Origin of the sequence: Pseudoalteromonas sp. T1lg48 (genome assembly GCF_002964785.1) — a bacterium.
Classification (GTDB): domain Bacteria; phylum Pseudomonadota; class Gammaproteobacteria; order Enterobacterales; family Alteromonadaceae; genus Pseudoalteromonas.
The window spans coordinates 30,322-46,636 of record NZ_PQCC01000022.1; the positions used below are offsets into that span (position 1 = coordinate 30,322).

Below are 16,315 nucleotides of genomic sequence, written 5' to 3' on the forward strand. Positions count from 1 at the left end.
ATAAGGCAGCCCTCCCTCTATTTTCAGGGAGTTTCATAGACAATCATTTTGAAAACGGAATTTTTATTAAATTAATCAAAAGCTTATAAGAAAGCCGGGGATAAGTGTCTCACTTTAACCATAAGACATGTCCAACATTCTCAATAATAAGCATTTTTGGTGAAATTTGATTCTTTATCAAACTAATTAAAGGGAAAAATATGAGAACTATAATAGTGGCAATTGTCACTTTGCTTCTGGTTACTGGATGTTCGACTTCTCCTCTTTGTTCAACCGCATGCATTTCAGAACATGAGTCAACCTTTAATGGCGAAAAAGAAGTTTTAATGACGCCAGGCTTTGTCTATAGGAGTAACGAGGGGATTTCTGGTAGTGATTTGAGGATCGGTGCATATTGGAGTTCATCTTTAGAAGGCTCGAGTGTAATTTTAATTGTGTTGCCACATAAAGACATCCCCCCGCCAACAGGATCAAAGTTAAGCTTTAATATAAATGGCAATATAAAGTCTTATCCGTCAGTAAAAAAAGAAAACATACCTAACTTCAACCCGAGTACTCAGTCGAGGACGTACTTCAACCCCAATGTAATCGCCCAGATGAATGTCCAATATTTTATGGTTACCGAAGAGTTTTTAAATTCAATTTTGGACGCTAGGGACGTACGAGTTCGGATTGATCTAGAGAATACATATTTAGAAGGTGTTTTCAGTCATAATAGTGCTGTAGCAGCCAAAAGTGGTTTAATAGAGTTCTCAAAGAAGTTGACCTTGGCACAAAAGCAATCATAAGAAGTACAGGTATGGATCTCCCCATTTAGATTCGCGCTGGAGAAATCGGCTTCTGTTGTGGAGCGTGTCATTGAGAGCGAGGCGACAAACTCTTTCAACTTATAACAAAGTTGTCAGGCTGCTAGGTAACAGCTCCTGCGTTACTCTAGTACCGCCATCCATGGCGGCAAAGCCGACCTACAACTAGCTAGGGATCCGGCAACATCGACCAAATAAAGCGCTTGTCGGCGCAGATCACCGACCTACAAACATAAAAAAACCCGCTTTAAAGCGGGTTTTTAAACACCTCAACCAAGGTTAGATATATTCAATCTCAGTGATTTCATACTCTACCGCACCATTGGGTGTTTCGATATTAACACAGTCATCCAACTCTTTACCGATCAGGCCGCGGGCGATTGGAGAATTCACAGAGATCAAGTTGTTCTTAATATCCGCTTCATCGTCACCAACAATGCGGTAAGACACTTCAGCATCCGTGTCTACGTTTACGATGGTCACAGTCGCACCAAAAATCACCTTACCATTGTTAGGCATTTTCGTTACGTCAATGATTTGCACATTAGACAATTTAGCTTCAATTTCTTGAATACGCCCTTCGCAAAAACCTTGCTGCTCGCGAGCGGCATGATACTCGGCGTTCTCTTTCAGGTCGCCGTGTTCACGCGCCTCGGCGATATCAGCGATGATTTTAGGCCGAGTGACTGTTTTTAATTCGTTTAACTCTGCACGCAATAATTCAGCACCGCGTGTAGTCATTGGAATCTTTTGCATAATATTCCCACTTACAGCAAGCCGCAGCGCGAACGCCGCGGCTTTTTGCTTAGTTTACTCGTTGGTGTAACTCTTGAACCGACGCAACGCTACCACGGTCATCCGCTGAGTTTGCAGTACAGTTAGCAAACGCGGCGTTGAGTGTTGTGGTGTAGTTGGTCTTGTGCATCAAGGCGCCACGGCGTAATACCTTAGAGTCTTCAATCGCTTGACGACCTTCTGTGGTATTAACGATGTAGCTGTATTCACCGTTTTTAATGCGGTCAAGGATATGAGGACGACCCTCGAATACCTTGTTTACACGGCGAACTTCGATACCTGCATTTTCAAGCGCCTGTGCGGTACCTGAAGTTGCGTCTAGTTCAAAACCTAATTCGATCATGGTCTTAGCAAGCTCAACGATACGAGCTTTATCACCATTGCGAACCGATAGTAACGCGCGACCACCACGTGGTAAAGCATTACCTGCACCTAGCTGGGCTTTGGCGAAGGCTTCGGCGAAGGTATCACCTACACCCATTACCTCACCGGTAGAGCGCATCTCAGGGCCACGAATTGGGTCAACACCTTGGAACTTAGCGAAAGGAAGTACCACTTCTTTCACGCTGTAGTAAGGAGGAATGATTTCTTTCGTTACGCCTTGGCTGGCAAGAGACTGACCGGCCATACAACGGGCCGCTACCTTAGCAAGGGCAACACCGGTTGCTTTTGATACGAAAGGCACGGTACGGGCAGCACGTGGGTTCACTTCGATAAGGAACACCTTACCGTCTTTAACTGCGAACTGAGTATTCATCAGACCTACTACACCTAGCTCAAGGGCCATTGCACGTACTTGCTCACGCATTACGTCTTGGATTTCCTGGCTTAGGCTGTTGCTGGCAATGAACAGGCCGAGTCACCCGAGTGAACACCCGCTTGCTCGATGTGCTCCATGATACCGCCGATGATCACCTCAGTGCCGTCACAGATAGCATCCACGTCAACCTCGATGGCATCATCCAGGAAGCGGTCTAGCAATACTGGCGCTTCGTTTGAAGCCGATACCGCTTCTGTCATATAGCGACGCAGGTCATCTTCGTCGTATACGATTTCCATCGCACGACCACCTAGTACGTACGAAGGACGTACAACCAGCGGGAAGCCGATTTCTTTTGACTTGGCAACGGCTTCTTCAAGCGAGGTTACCGTCGCGTTTTCAGGCTGAAGCAGGTTCAAACGCTCAACCATTTGCTGGAAGCGCTCACGGTCTTCGGCACGGTCGATAGCATCCGGTGAGGTACCAATGATTGGCACACCGTTCGCTTCTAGTTCACGGGCAAGTTTAAGTGGTGTTTGACCACCGTACTGTACAATAACGCCTTTTGGCTTCTCAACACGGACGATTTCAAGCACGTCTTCAAGCGTGATTGGCTCGAAGAAGAGACGGTCTGAAGTGTCGTAGTCGGTAGAAACCGTCTCAGGGTTACAGTTAACCATGATGGTTTCGTAGCCGTCTTCACGCATAGCAAGGGCTGCGTGTACACAACAGTAATCGAATTCGATACCCTGACCGATACGGTTAGGGCCGCCACCGATTACCATGATTTTATCTTTGTCAGACGGTGCAGCTTCACACTCTTCATCATAGCTTGAGTACATGTAGGCCGTGTCTGAGCTGAATTCCGCCGCACAGGTATCTACGCGCTTGTACACAGGCAAGATTTCTAGCTGGTGACGCTTCTTACGGATTTCCGCTTCAGATACACCGGCAAGCTCGGCGATACGCGCATCGGCAAAACCTTTACGCTTCAAGCGACGTAGGAAGTCTTCGGTTAGACCGGCAAAACCTACTTCTTCAATCTGTTGCTCATCTTTGATGATGTCTTCGATTTGTACCAAGTACCAACGGTCAACCTTGGTTAGGTTGAATACGTCGTCAACACTCATGCCGTGACGCATGGCATCGGCGATGTACCAGATACGCTCAGCGCCTGGCTCACGAAGCTCGCGGGTAATTTTTTCGATTGCGCCCTTCTCGCCTACTGGCAAGATTGGGTTGAAGCCCGTTGCACCCACTTCTAGGCCACGAAGTGCTTTATGTAGTGATTCTTGTTGGTTACGGCCAATCGCCATGACCTCACCCACCGACTTCATCTGTGTCGTTAGACGGTCGTTAGCACCGGCAAACTTTTCAAAGTTGAAGCGAGGGATCTTAGTTACTACGTAGTCGATTGACGGCTCGAATGACGCCGGCGTTGCACCGCCAGTGATGTCATTTTGCAGCTCATCAAGGGTGTAACCCACGGCCAATTTTGCCGCGATTTTCGCGATTGGGAAGCCCGTAGCTTTTGAAGCAAGCGCCGATGAACGCGATACACGCGGGTTCATCTCGATGATTACCATACGGCCCGTGTTTGGACACACACCGAACTGTACGTTTGAACCACCAGTTTCAACACCGATTTCACGCAGTACGGCCATCGAGGCATTACGCATGATTTGGTATTCTTTATCGGTCAGTGTTTGCGCTGGTGCTACCGTGATTGAGTCACCTGTGTGTACACCCATTGGGTCGAAGTTTTCAATCGAACACACGATGATACAGTTGTCGTTTTTGTCACGAACAACTTCCATCTCGTACTCTTTCCAACCTAGCAAGCTTTCGTCGATAAGCAGCTCGTTGGTTGGTGACAGGTCTAGACCGCGAGTACAGATTTCTTCGAACTCTTCCATGTTGTAAGCAACACCACCACCGGTACCACCCATGGTGAAAGAAGGACGAATAATACATGGGAAGCCGATGCGTGAAAGCACATCCAGCGCTTCTTCCATTGAGTGGGCAATTTCTGCACGCGGACACTCTAGGCCGATGTTTTTCATCGCCACATCGAAACGCTCACGGTTCTCTGCTTTATCGATGGCATCCGCGGTTGCACCGATTAGCTCAACGCCGTGCTTCGCCAGTACACCGTGCTTATCTAGGTCAAGGGCACAGTTCAGTGCAGTTTGACCACCCATGGTAGGCAGTACCGCATCCGGTTTTTCTTTTTCAATGATTTTTTCAACCACTTCCCAGTGAATCGGCTCAATATAGGTCGCATCAGCCATTTCTGGGTCGGTCATAATGGTCGCCGGGTTAGAGTTAACCAGGATTACACGGTAACCTTCTTCCTTAAGCGCTTTACAGGCTTGAGCACCTGAGTAGTCAAACTCACAGGCCTGGCCGATCACGATCGGGCCCGCGCCTAAGATAAGAATGCTTTGAATATCAGTACGTTTTGGCATTATTACTCCGGTCTCAAATTAGTTAGATTGCGCTTGCATCAGTTCGATAAAGTGATCGAACAAAGGTGCGGCATCGTGTGGGCCTGGGCTGGCTTCTGGGTGACCCTGGAAGCTAAATGCTGGCTTGTCGGTGCGGTGAATACCCTGCAAGGTGCCGTCAAACAATGACTTGTGCGTAGCGCGAAGATTGTCAGGCAAGCTTGCCTCATCCGCGGCAAAGCCGTGGTTCTGCGCAGTGATCATTACAACGTCACGGTCTAGGTCTTTAACCGGGTGGTTACCACCGTGGTGGCCGAACTTCATTTTTACTGTTTTCGCGCCTGAAGCCAGAGCCAATAACTGATGACCAAGGCAGATGCCGAAAATAGGAATATCTTTGTCTAGGAAGGTTTTAATCGCTTCAATCGCGTAAGTACAAGGTTCTGGGTCGCCCGGGCCATTTGACAGGAAGATGCCATCTGGGTTTAACGCCAGCACTTCTTCGGCGCTGGTTTGTGCCGGTACCACTGTTAGCTTACAGCCACGATCTACCAACATACGTAAGATGTTACGTTTAACACCGAAGTCATAGGCAACAACGTGGAACTTCTCGTCTTCTGCGGCAAGTGTTTTGAAACCTTCGCCCAGTGTCCAGCTTGTTTCGCGCCATTCAAAAGATGACTCGGTACATACTACCTTGGCTAAATCCATGCCTTTTAAGCCTGGGAATGCTTTTGCAGCTTCCAGCGCTTTGCTTTCGTCAACATCATCACCGGCTATGATACAACCGTTTTGAGCGCCTTTATCACGTAGGATGCGGGTTAGCTTACGGGTGTCGATATCGGCGATGCCTAAAATGTTACGTTCTTTTAGGTAATCACTGAGTGATTGTTCATTACGGAAATTACTCGCTAGCAGTGGCAAATCACGAATAACCAGGCCTTTAGCCCAGATCTTATTCGCTTCTTCGTCTTCGCTGTTAGTACCCGTGTTACCGATATGCGGGTAAGTCAAAGTTACGATTTGTTCCGCATAAGACGGGTCGGTCAGAATCTCCTGATAACCAGTCATCGACGTATTGAATACTACCTCACCTACTGACATGCCGTCAGCGCCGATCGCAGTACCGCGAAACACTGTGCCGTCTTCTAGGACTAACAGAGCGGATTTAGTCAAGTTAACCTCCTAACAGTAAAAAACGGGAGTAAAAAATGCGACTTATTTACAACCCGTTTAAAGCGCTGGCTTAAGCGCATTATGAAATTTTGGCAAATTGACGATATTCTACACGAGAGTCGGTAAAAGGTCTAATTAAATATCAATAAATATAAAAAACAGCACCTTTAACATTAAAACTCAATGAAACAGCCAAAAAAACACGTTTACTTACCCAGTTCCAGCACTTCGCGCATGGAATAAAAGCCTGCCTGTTTGTTTTGCACCCACTTTGCAGCCCTAACAGCGCCGCGTGCAAAGGTCATTCGAGAGCTTGCTTTATGTGTTAATTCAAGCCTTTCTCCCATTAATGCAAAATAAGCCGTGTGTTCGCCAACTATATCGCCCGCTCTGAGCACCGAATAGCCGATTTCCTTTTGTGATTTGGCTTGCTCACTTTGTGACCTATCATAAACCGCCACTTGATCATGATCCCACCCTTTGGCGTCGGCAATGGCTTCACCGATGGCCAGCGCTGTACCCGAAGGCGCATCGATTTTATGACGGTGATGGGCTTCGAATATTTCGATGTCCGCATCGTCACCGAATTTGGTCGCTGCGGTTTGCACCAGATCCAATAACAGATTGACGCCAACACTAAAGTTGCGGGCAAAGACGATAGGAATATGCTTAGCGGCCTCATGCAAACGCTGCATTTGGGCATCGTTTAAGCCCGTGGTGCCAATGACCATGGGGATTTTATTAGCAACGGCAAAGTCTAGGTGCGCTAGCATGCCCTCAGGCAAGGTAAAGTCGATCAGCACATCCACATCACCGTTTTCCGAAAGCGATGTAAAGGTCAATGTCTGGGCGCCCTCTTGCAGCCCTTTGACCAGGGTTTCTACCGGCAGGCCATTTAATTGTGACTGTTCACGCACAAAGGCGCCGGCAATATGCGCCTGAGGGTCGTCGTTACCCGCTTCCAGTAGTGCCTGGCCCATGCGCCCATTGGCGCCTAAAATGCCTAAACCTACACTCATTCTAATCCCCATAATATTGTTCATCTACTCACCCCCGTATGCTAACGCAGATGGGTGTTAGGTGCTAGGCACAAGCGCCGAGCAAAGCAAAAGCATTCTCAAGCAAGCGCGCCAGACAAATACAAGCTTGCTTTAAGGGCTTAGCTTTAGGGATTACCTATGAGAGTGACACAAATTAGATATCGTTGCTTTTTTGTGCTACAAAAATGGAAAATAATAACAAAAACGTGATCACCATAGACTTTAGCCATCCACACGTTTAAACTTCCCAACTTAGCGCCGATTTGGTCTTTGGCTTGCGGGCGCATGCGCAACAATCCCTGGCTTGTTTTGCAAAATAAATGCAGCTAAAAGAAGGTTTTGGCTGTTGGTGATCGAAATTGAGGTATACATGCAGCCGAACTACAATGCCACTGTGGCAAAACTTTCACTCGTCCCCCTATTGGTGTTCGTCGCCTTATTCTTAGGCACCGGCCTGTATTTACAGGCGCAAGGCGTAGATTACGCTTTCTACCAATTACCTGCACCGGTGGCCATCTTGCCCGCCATCGTCCTCGCCTTTGTGCTCGCTAAGCAGCGCATTAATGAATCAGTGGAAACCTTTATTCGCGGCGCCGGGCACAGCAACATCATCACCATGTGTCTTATTTATTTGCTCGCCGGCGCGTTTTCGGCGGTGGCCGGTGCCACCGGCGGTGTGGATGCCATAGTGAATGCGGGTTTATCCTTTATTCCACCAAGCCTGTTGTTGCCTGGCTTGTTCTTGATCTCTGCCATCGTCTCCACCGCCATGGGCACCTCCATGGGGACCATAGGCGCCATCGGCCCAATTGCGCTGGCGGTGTCAACGAAAACCGGCATCGACCCTGCGCTCATGGCCGGTACCATAGTCTCGGGCGCCATGTTTGGCGACAACCTGTCTATTATCTCCGATACCACCATTGCCGCGACCCGTACCCAAGGGTGTGAAATGAAGGATAAGTTCCGCGAAAACCTTAAAATAGCCCTGCCTGCGGCCATAATGACTATCGCCCTGTTGGTGTATTTGACTCCCGAACCTCAAGTGGTAGAGGTGGGTGATTTTGACTGGCTTTTGGTGTTGCCCTACTTCTTTATCCTGGTGCTTGCGGTGATGGGCCTGAACGTTTTTGTGGTGCTCTTTAGCGGTATTTTATTTGCGGCATTCATGGGCTTTACCGGCTCATACGAAGGCAGTGCCTTTGTTAAAGACGTCTACAAGGGCTTTAGCGATATGCAGGAGATTTTCTTGCTGTCGATGTTTATCGGCGGTTTGTCTGAGTTTATTCGCCGTGGCGGCGGCCTTGACTACCTGGCCAGAAAAATCCAAGCGCTGACCAAGCTAGTGGCCAAGTTTAATCGTCAGGTAGCGGATCAACTGGGTATCGCCCTGTTGGTGATGACCTCCAACCTGTGTATTGCCAATAACACGGTTTCTATTATCGTCGCCGGGCCTATCGCTAAAAAGCTCGCCGAAGACGGTGATATCTCCGCTAAGCGCTCCGCCAGCCTGCTCGATATCTTTGCCTGCGTGCTGCAAGGGTCACTGCCATACGGCGCTCAAGCCCTGCTTTTAGGTGCGACCTTTAGCATTAGCCCGTGGCAGGTATCTACCTCCGCCTTCTATTGCTTTATATTGGCGATCACCGCGGTATTAATTATCATCTTACGTCGCCATAAGGTGTAATTCCTTTACCCATTGCTTACAGTGGCGGCTTAAGGTCGCCATCTGTTACAATAACCGCTGACATTTCTTTTAGTTATTAATCACCTTGTAGTTATGAAAATTACCACACCCCTGTTATACGGCGCGGTGGCGCTGTCCTTGTGTGCCAGTGTTAGCAACGCACAGGCCGCAAACTGGAGCCAAACTCAGTTACATGTAAACTATGGCGACTTTAAAAACCCCTTCACCAAAGAAGAAGCGGGTACCAGTATCGTATCCTTGCAACATGCTTCGGGTTACAGCCTGGGCGATAACTTTTTCTTTATTGATATCATCAATGACGACCGTGAAGACGGCTATCAGGACAGCGATTTTTACGGCGAGTGGTACTCTAACTTTAGCTACAGCAAGATCAGCGGTAACAAAATTGAACTAGGTCCACTAAAAGACGTGGGCTTTGTGATGGGCTTTAACGCCGCCGGCGACGCCAATGTGATGAAGTACCTGCCCGGTGTGAAGCTTGATTGGCAGGTGAAAGGCTTTGATTTCTTCTCAACCCTAGTTACCGCCTACATTGATGACAGCGACGGCGTCAGCTCAGGCGGTGCACCGACCGAAAGCGACAGCTGGATGCTGGATTTAGCCTGGGGCGCCCCCTTTAGCATCGGCGAGCAAAAGTTTTACTTTACCGGCCATGTTGAATATATCGACGAGCGCGACAACGAGTTTGGCGACAAGGTAAAGGGCTGGCTTTTGGCCCAGCCGATAGTGCAATGGGATATGGGTCATGCCTTGCAGATGCCGGAGCAAACCCTGATGTTGGGTGTGGAGTGGCAATACTGGCATAACAAACTAGGCACAGACACCACAGAATCGGTGCCGCAAATCCACTTGGCTTGGACCTTTTAATCGGGTAACTTAACCCGGTCAATTTATTTAGGAAGTAAGACTATGCCTAAGGCTAGCGAAATTAAAAAACACGCCGCCATTGATTACAATGGCCGCGTTATGATCGTCCGTGATATCGAGCGCTCTGTACCACAAGGCCGTGCCGGCGGTAGCCTATACCGTATGCGCATGTATGACGTGGTTGACGGTGGTAAGGTTGATGAAACCTTTAAAGCCGAAGACATGTTGAACTTTGCCGATCTACAGCGCCGTGCCGCCATGTTCTCCTACGTAGATGGCGACGAGTACATCTTTATGGATGAAGAAGACTACACCCCCTATCACCTGAACAAAGACAGCATTGCCGAGCAACTGCTGTTTATCGACGAGTCGACCAAGGGTGTGCAGGTCGTGCTAGTAGAAGGCCGTCCGGTCTCTGTGGACTTGCCAACCAGCGTTGAACTGGTGATTGAAGACACTTCACCGTCAATTAAAGGTGCTTCTGCCAGTGCGCGCACTAAGCCTGCTACCCTGACCACAGGTCTTGTAGTTCAGGTGCCTGAGCACATCTCAAGCGGCGATAAGATTAAAATCAATACCGCCGAGAGCAAATTTATTAGCCGCGCCTAATAACCTCTCTTATAAATAAAAAAGGTGAGCACTTGCTCACCTTTTTTATTGCTGATTAGTTAGTCACACTTACCTGCCGCCAATTCATAACGCTTTTCACCGATGTAATACCACTTGCCGTTTTGCTCCTCTATATAGGCCCCTGGGTGATAGGGAAGTTGGCGTATTTCCTCAAGGGAGTAAAAGCCAAGCGAGCGCTGGCAACGCCAATATATTACCTGTCGACTGCTGCGGGCATCCTGCGACTCTATGGTGTGTACCGTGTAGGGACCCGCAGAAGTGTAATGCTCGGCGTCGTTGACTAGGCTTTGTCTGCCAATCAGCAAGACCAGAGTGTGTACCGCACATATGAGGACGACAAACTGCAAGACTATGGTGATTGCGGGTGAATAGTGTCGTCGCGGTATGCTCCACCAAAGGTAAGCGGTGATCAGTGCCATGCCAAGCAGTTTAACAACATTGAATATAGAGGCGATCTCCGCCATAAACTCGGGGCTACGCCAGTGAATGGCAAACACCGGCGCCGGGATCAGGCTATCGACCATGAGCGCCGCCGCTAACAGCAGCGCTAATACAATCGGTGCTTTCGACACGCTATAAACTCGGAGTTAGCGACACTGTGGGCGCTTACCCTGACTTCGGGCCTGCTGATACAAGGCATTGGCACCTTGCATACGCTTTTGCAAGTCGTTGATGCGACTGGTTGGCGCCGGGTGCGTCGATAAAAACTCAGGCGGCGTGGCACCACCGCTTTGCGCCATGTTCTGCCACAGCGCAACCGATTGTTGTGGTTCGAAACCGGCCTTCGCCATCAGCTCCAGACCCACCTCATCGGCTTCGCTCTCGTGAGTGCGGCTAAATGGCAAGACCACTCCATATTGCGCACCTAAACCAAGCGCGGCCATAATTTCGTTTCGATAACCTATCTCACCCATGTCCAGAGCCACGGCACCGAGTTGCATGCCGGTTTGCAGCATTTGGCTTTGTGAAGCACGCTCATTGGAGTGCTCGGCAATGACATGACCCACTTCATGGCCTATAACAGTAGCCAGTTGATCCTGATTTTGCGCCACCTTAAGTAAGCCGGTATGGACACCGATATAACCGCCTGGCAGGGCAAAGGCGTTGGCCGAGTCTTCTTCAAATACCACCACTTCCCACTGTTGCTGCGCGTATTTCGACGGTAACACCTGGATCACCGCATCGGCCACACATTGCACATAGGCATTGGTGCGCGCATCCTGGTTGACCTTTTGTTCTTTTTTCATCTGCTCAAAGCTGGCGCCGCCCAATTGACTCATTTGCGCATCGGAATACAAGGTCACCTGAGTGCGTCCGGTCGGTGAGGTTTTACAACCGGCAATCACTGCCGCCACACTAAGGGCCAAAATTAGTTTTTTCATTATTAATGTTTCCCTATTATCTCCTGCGCCAAGCATAGCAAACCACAAACGCAACGCCTAGCATCGAATAAAGTGCCTAATTAACATACTGTTAATAACGTTTCCCTATTCTGGTCCCGACCTTGGTGCTATAGTGAACAAACTAGGCACTGTGCACTGCCTGCGCACTTTCCCCTAGCGTCTCCTCAACACCAACTTAGAAGAAACTATATCTATGTCCTTAAACGACAGAAGAACGCCTAGTCGGCGTTTGCTACTGCCTTTGTTGGCCAGTATCGTGGCCATAACGCCACTGGCCGTGGATATGTATTTACCGGCCATGGTACAAATTGCCAGCGATCTTGGCGCCACCATGCCGCAGGTACAGATATCACTGAGTGTGTACCTTGCCGGCTACGCACTGGGCATGCTGTTTTTTGGCCCTATCGCCGATCAAATGGGCCGTCGCCGTTTGGCGCGTATCGGCCTCGCATTATTTGGGCTCAGTTCTATTGCCCTGGCCTTTTGCCAAGACATCTATTTATTCTGGTTGCTGCGCAGTGTTCAAGCCTTTACCGGCGCCGCCGCGACCGTGGTGGTGCCCGGCATTATTCGCCATATCTATCAACAGAATACCGCCAAGGGCATGAGCTATGTGTCAATGATCATGATGGTTGCGCCGCTGGCCGCGCCCAGCGTTGGCTCGGCGATTCTGACCCTGGCGCAGTGGCAGGTGATTTTCCTGGTGCTAGGCGGCTATGCCTTCATGTGTCTGGCCTGGGTGCAGATGCACCTCATCGACATTCCCATTTACCGCAGTGAGCATCGCGGCATGAAGCTGTTCTTTGCCAGCTATGGCGTGGTACTGGGTGAGCCCAAGGCGCGTGCCGACATTCTTAGCTCCATGTTGGCCTCCTTCGCGTTTTTCTGCTTTTTAACCTCGGTGCCTTTTATCTACCTGGATTATTTTGCGGTCTCGGAGCAACTCTTCGGCGTGCTGTTTGCGTTTAATGTGATTGCCCTGATGCTGGGGAATTTTATTAACACCCGCGTGGTGCCCAAGGTGGGCTCTAGGAAGATGCTGTATTTTGGTCTCGCTTTGGCGCTCGTAAGCGGCACCACCTTGTTGACCTTTAGCCTGATGCAGCAATCGCTTTATTACATCGTTTGGAGCATAGCGCCGCTGATGATGAGTTTAGGCATTATCGCCTCAAACGCCGACGCCCTAATCCTGATGGAATTTGAGCGTAATTCTGGTACCGCCACGGCGGTCATAGGCACGCTGCGCTTTGGCAGTGGCGCGCTAGTGGGGCCTTTCTTAGCCCTGATCCACCCGGTTAATGCGGTGCCCTTCTCCACCATGATGTTTGTGGCCATTATCTTCATTGCCCTGACCCAGATATGGCAACGCAAAAAAAATGCCCACTAAAAAGTGGGCATTTTTCTGCTATTCAAAGACTTAAGGCGCTTTCGATACCATTACCATGGCCGGACGTAATAAACGACCATTCAGGGTGTAACCCTTCTGCATCACCGCCAACACGGTATTAGGTGCAACATCGGCACTTGGCTGCATGCTCATCGCCTGGTGTAGCTCAGGGTTAAAGGCCTCGCCTTGAGGATTAATCACTTCCACGTTGAACTTGGCCACCGCGTCGACAAAGCTTTTCGCGGTCATTTCGATGCCTTCAAGCACCGGTGCCAGGGTTTCATTTTCCTTGTCGGCAAATTCGATGGCACGTTCTAGGTTATCGATCACCGGAAGAAGTTCATTGGCAAACTTCTCTAAGGCAAACTTATGTGCTTTTTCAACGTCTTGAGCTGCGCGGCGACGAATGTTTTCAACTTCGGCAGCGGCGCGAATAACGCTGTCTTTTTGCTCTTCAACGGTTTGCTTTGCAGCTTCTAATTCCGCATATAGAGCCGCTAACTCAGCTTCAATGCTTTGCTCTTGTGAACCCTGCTCTTGTTCTTGTTGTTGCTCTTCTTGAGCCTCGACGTTTTCCTGTTCGTGTTCGTTAGCCTGTGGTTGCTCAGACATGTGTATATTCTCCAAAAACTGCGTAACTGCGATTCATTATGGGGATAGATTCAGCGGATTCAAGAGTCAACATGCTCGATTTGCGCAAATTCTTGAATGATCGCCTCAATCGGTGCCGACTTGGGCAAAATCACGCAAAATCGACTTTGATATTCGTGATTCGCAAAGTAAGCCAGGCTAAAGACTAAAAAGGGTTCAAACCCAGGCAATGATAACTGATCGCCAAACAACACGGACACACCGTTGCGAAACGCTAATTTATCTTCGATGCTATGCAAAAAACGCGCACCTATATTGAGTTCCTGGTCGCTATTAGTGTAGGCGTAGAGGTTGTTCTCACCGACAACGATACTGTTGTCGCTGCCAAGTTTATTTGCCAACTCGCGAGTCCACTGCGCCAAGGAGCCATGGCAGTAATGGGGTGCAGTGCGGCTCATGGCCTTCATGCGATGCAGGCCTTCAAGCAGGTTTTGCTGTGCAAAAACCGAGTTCAACCAGGTCGCAAACTGATAGCGAATGTCATCATTGGCTTCCAGCGGTTTAGTGATCAGTATATTGTGGCCCTGGCCTTGGCGATCCAACAGTAACACCAGCCAGTGGGTGCGGTCGAAATCCAGCACTTCCACACGAAACACCACCTGAGTGGTGACCTGCGGCAGGCCAACACAACAACAGACCTTATAGCGCCGCGCCAGGTGATGGGCAAACTCCACCAGTTTATCCTGCGGCGGTTGCCAATATTGACCAAGCTGCTCGAGGTGAAAATAGGAGTCAAACCAAAAATCAAAGCCCTGCTGAGTAGGAATGCGTCCAGCTGAGGTGTGGGGAGAATAAAGTAACCCCAGCTTTTCTAGGCGCGCCATGGCATTACGCACAGTGGCGCTACATACCGCCATGCCTTTTTGTTTAGCAATGCGGGAAGAGGCGACTGGCAGGCCCTGACCGTCGCAGTATAAACTCATTACCGCAGAGAATATCTGCTCATCACGTGGAGATAATTTCATATTGTTATAATTTAGGCTCGTTGCCTCAGTTTCAACCCCACCACTTTTGCGTTACTCTATAAAGAGTTACTTCATTTATGGCACAGATATGGGCGCTTCTTTTAAAACTATTGGCTTAATCGGTAAAGCACATCATGAAGGCGCGGCGCTGACCTTACAACGCCTCTATGCCTTTTTGCAAGCTTTAGGTTACCGAGTCTTGGTGGAGCGTCATTATGGCGGCCAGCTGGCAAAGCCAGAAGAGGCCAACTTGGTCGATCTGGTCGAGCTCGGCGAGCAAGCGGATCTGGCCATCGTCGTCGGCGGTGACGGCAATATGTTGGGAGCCGCGCGGGTACTGGCCCGCTTTAATGTCGGTGTGATAGGCGTCAACCGTGGCAATCTGGGGTTTTTAACCGATCTTAATCCGGACGGCTTTGAACCGGCCTTAGAGCAGGTGCTCAGTGGTCACTACATAGAAGAAAAACGCTTCCTGCTGGAAGTGGAAGTGTTTCGCCACGCCGAGCTAAAAAGCGCCAACTCGGCGATGAATGAAGCCGTGCTGCACGCCGACAAGGTGGCGCACATGATCGAGTTTGAATGCTTTATCAATGACGATTTTGTGTTTTCACAAAAGTCTGACGGCTTAATAGTTTCTACCCCAACCGGATCCACCGCCTACTCGCTATCCGGCGGCGGCCCCATTCTCACTCCTGGACTTGATGCCATGGCACTGGTGCCCATGTTTCCGCATACCCTATCAAGCCGCCCTCTGGTGGTCGATGGCGATAGCGTTATTCACCTAAAGCTAAGCCTGGACAACACCGACAGCCTGCAGGTGAGTTGCGACAGCCATGTGGTATTGGCCACCCTGCCCGGCGACGAAGTGGTGATCAAAAAAGCGGAGAAGCCGCTGCGCTTGATCCACCCAACCGACTACTCCTACTATAACGTACTGCGACAAAAGCTAAATTGGGGCTCGCGCTTATATTAAGCGCTGCAGCTTTTTATACGCTTAAAACAAAACCAACAGGGTAAATCAAACCAAAACAAGATGTTAAGGTGATGTTCATTTAATATTGCAATAACCCCAGTTCTGGGATAAAAATAGCGACATCATTCATCATCTTTAATGCGCTGTTTACCATGGCTTTGGTTGTCTTTCTTGCCTTTGTATTGCTTATTGCCCTGTTGGCGGTGTACATAGTTATTGAACGCAATAGAGAAAAAGCAAGGGAATTGGGCCGTCGACGCTTTAACGCCCGCGTTAAACAAATACAGCAAAGCTTCCAAAGTGCCCTAACTGACTACCTGGAAACCCGTATTATTCGCCCGAAAAATATGGCCCCGCTCAACGGCATCTGCAGTCACTTCTTTGTGGTCCAAAGTCACAGTGAAGAGAATCTGGCCTATTTGGAATACATTAGCGACCGAGTATTGCAGAGCTTTCAGAGCGAGTTAACCAAGGCCGATGCCCGTCATGATATGGCTGGTTTAGATCAGCGTGTACAGTCCCTGGTTGGCGCCCTGCCTAGTCGCGGCATCGAATACAACCGCGTCTTCTACCATGACAAGTTACCAGACTTACTGACCCAATTCAGCACACCAGAGCTAAGCACTGCGGAGCTCGAAGAATTAGCCCTCGAAGACAAGCTCGCCGGCGTCACATTCACCCGTAACAATGACCTGGATCAGGCGTAAATC

The 16,315-nt window shown here is 49.4% G+C and carries 14 protein-coding genes and 1 pseudogene; 7 read left to right on the top strand and 8 right to left on the bottom strand.

Annotated elements, in window-relative coordinates; genetic code table 11:
- Positions 1-200: 200 nt before the first annotated feature.
- Positions 201-788: a hypothetical protein gene (locus C2M29_RS13755; RefSeq protein WP_158684740.1), complete on the top strand. Its 588-nt coding sequence runs from the start codon at positions 201-203 to the stop codon at positions 786-788.
- 297 nt (positions 789-1,085) lie between these two features.
- Here the strand turns inward: C2M29_RS13755 and greA are convergent, their stop codons facing one another.
- The 4 genes and pseudogenes from greA to dapB all read right to left on the bottom strand — a co-directional run bounded on the left by greA (position 1,086) and on the right by dapB (position 7,003).
- Entirely contained in the window at positions 1,086-1,562 is a 477-nt protein-coding gene (greA, locus tag C2M29_RS13760) for a transcription elongation factor GreA (RefSeq protein ID WP_105190348.1), read from the bottom strand.
- 49 nt (positions 1,563-1,611) lie between these two features.
- Positions 1,612-4,829, bottom strand: a pseudogene (carB, locus tag C2M29_RS13765) (carbamoyl-phosphate synthase large subunit).
- An 18-nt stretch (positions 4,830-4,847) separates the two neighbouring features.
- Positions 4,848-5,984, bottom strand: coding sequence for a glutamine-hydrolyzing carbamoyl-phosphate synthase small subunit (carA, locus tag C2M29_RS13770; protein WP_105190349.1), 1,137 nt, complete (start codon positions 5,982-5,984; stop codon positions 4,848-4,850).
- Between the two features lie 206 nt (positions 5,985-6,190).
- Entirely contained in the window at positions 6,191-7,003 is an 813-nt protein-coding gene (gene dapB / locus C2M29_RS13775; RefSeq protein ID WP_105190350.1) for a 4-hydroxy-tetrahydrodipicolinate reductase, read from the bottom strand.
- A 391-nt stretch (positions 7,004-7,394) separates the two neighbouring features.
- On the opposite strand from dapB, the gene C2M29_RS13780 reads away from it, so the two are divergent.
- The 3 genes from C2M29_RS13780 to efpL all read left to right on the top strand — a co-directional run bounded on the left by C2M29_RS13780 (position 7,395) and on the right by efpL (position 10,205).
- Entirely contained in the window at positions 7,395-8,708 is a 1,314-nt protein-coding gene (locus tag C2M29_RS13780) for a Na+/H+ antiporter NhaC family protein (protein WP_105190672.1), read from the top strand.
- Positions 8,709-8,801: 93 nt separating this feature from the next.
- Entirely contained in the window at positions 8,802-9,596 is a 795-nt protein-coding gene (locus C2M29_RS13785) for a nucleoside-binding protein (RefSeq protein ID WP_105190351.1), read from the top strand.
- A gap of 42 nt (positions 9,597-9,638) precedes the next feature.
- Positions 9,639-10,205: an elongation factor P-like protein EfpL gene (gene efpL, locus C2M29_RS13790; protein ID WP_105190352.1), complete on the top strand. Its 567-nt coding sequence runs from the start codon at positions 9,639-9,641 to the stop codon at positions 10,203-10,205.
- A 59-nt stretch (positions 10,206-10,264) separates the two neighbouring features.
- Here efpL and C2M29_RS13795 read toward each other — a convergent pair whose 3' ends face one another.
- Together C2M29_RS13795 and C2M29_RS13800 are read right to left on the bottom strand one after the other, a co-directional pair.
- The gene (locus C2M29_RS13795) at positions 10,265-10,798 is read right to left on the bottom strand and encodes a hypothetical protein (protein ID WP_105190353.1); all 534 of its coding nucleotides are present in this window, start codon (positions 10,796-10,798) and stop codon (positions 10,265-10,267) included.
- Positions 10,799-10,813: 15 nt separating this feature from the next.
- Positions 10,814-11,608 carry a M48 family metallopeptidase gene (locus C2M29_RS13800; RefSeq protein WP_105190354.1) on the bottom strand — a complete coding sequence of 265 codons (795 nt, stop codon included), beginning with the start codon at positions 11,606-11,608 and terminating at the stop codon, positions 10,814-10,816.
- Between the two features lie 214 nt (positions 11,609-11,822).
- On the opposite strand from C2M29_RS13800, the gene C2M29_RS13805 reads away from it, so the two are divergent.
- Entirely contained in the window at positions 11,823-13,016 is a 1,194-nt protein-coding gene (locus C2M29_RS13805) for a multidrug effflux MFS transporter (protein WP_105190355.1), read from the top strand.
- Positions 13,017-13,046: 30 nt separating this feature from the next.
- Here the strand turns inward: C2M29_RS13805 and grpE are convergent, their stop codons facing one another.
- Both grpE and C2M29_RS13815 read right to left on the bottom strand, forming a co-directional pair.
- Positions 13,047-13,628, bottom strand: coding sequence for a nucleotide exchange factor GrpE (grpE, locus tag C2M29_RS13810; protein ID WP_105190356.1), 582 nt, complete (start codon positions 13,626-13,628; stop codon positions 13,047-13,049).
- 59 nt (positions 13,629-13,687) lie between these two features.
- On the bottom strand, positions 13,688-14,632 hold the full coding sequence (locus C2M29_RS13815) for an HrcA family transcriptional regulator (protein WP_105190357.1): 945 nt from the start codon (positions 14,630-14,632) through the stop codon (positions 13,688-13,690).
- 88 nt (positions 14,633-14,720) lie between these two features.
- On the opposite strand from C2M29_RS13815, the gene nadK reads away from it, so the two are divergent.
- Entirely contained in the window at positions 14,721-15,605 is an 885-nt protein-coding gene (nadK, locus tag C2M29_RS13820; RefSeq protein ID WP_105190358.1) for an NAD(+) kinase, read from the top strand.
- A gap of 152 nt (positions 15,606-15,757) precedes the next feature.
- Positions 15,758-16,312: a hypothetical protein gene (locus tag C2M29_RS13825; protein ID WP_105190359.1), complete on the top strand. Its 555-nt coding sequence runs from the start codon at positions 15,758-15,760 to the stop codon at positions 16,310-16,312.
- Positions 16,313-16,315: the final 3 nt, after the last annotated feature.

Bases quoted from the DNA above. Each gene is read 5' to 3' on its own strand.
- C2M29_RS13755 (WP_158684740.1), top strand. From the start codon at position 201: ATGAGAACTATAATAGTGGCAATTGTCACTTTGCTTCTGGTTACTGGA.
- greA (WP_105190348.1), bottom strand. From the start codon at position 1,562: ATGCAAAAGATTCCAATGACTACACGCGGTGCTGAATTATTGCGTGCA.
- dapB (WP_105190350.1), bottom strand. From the start codon at position 7,003: ATGAGTGTAGGTTTAGGCATTTTAGGCGCCAATGGGCGCATGGGCCAG.
- C2M29_RS13780 (WP_105190672.1), top strand. From the start codon at position 7,395: ATGCAGCCGAACTACAATGCCACTGTGGCAAAACTTTCACTCGTCCCC.
- C2M29_RS13785 (WP_105190351.1), top strand. From the start codon at position 8,802: ATGAAAATTACCACACCCCTGTTATACGGCGCGGTGGCGCTGTCCTTG.
- efpL (WP_105190352.1), top strand. From the start codon at position 9,639: ATGCCTAAGGCTAGCGAAATTAAAAAACACGCCGCCATTGATTACAAT.
- C2M29_RS13800 (WP_105190354.1), bottom strand. From the start codon at position 11,608: ATGAAAAAACTAATTTTGGCCCTTAGTGTGGCGGCAGTGATTGCCGGT.
- C2M29_RS13805 (WP_105190355.1), top strand. From the start codon at position 11,823: ATGTCCTTAAACGACAGAAGAACGCCTAGTCGGCGTTTGCTACTGCCT.
- grpE (WP_105190356.1), bottom strand. From the start codon at position 13,628: ATGTCTGAGCAACCACAGGCTAACGAACACGAACAGGAAAACGTCGAG.
- C2M29_RS13815 (WP_105190357.1), bottom strand. From the start codon at position 14,632: ATGAAATTATCTCCACGTGATGAGCAGATATTCTCTGCGGTAATGAGT.
- nadK (WP_105190358.1), top strand. From the start codon at position 14,721: ATGGGCGCTTCTTTTAAAACTATTGGCTTAATCGGTAAAGCACATCAT.
- C2M29_RS13825 (WP_105190359.1), top strand. From the start codon at position 15,758: ATGGCTTTGGTTGTCTTTCTTGCCTTTGTATTGCTTATTGCCCTGTTG.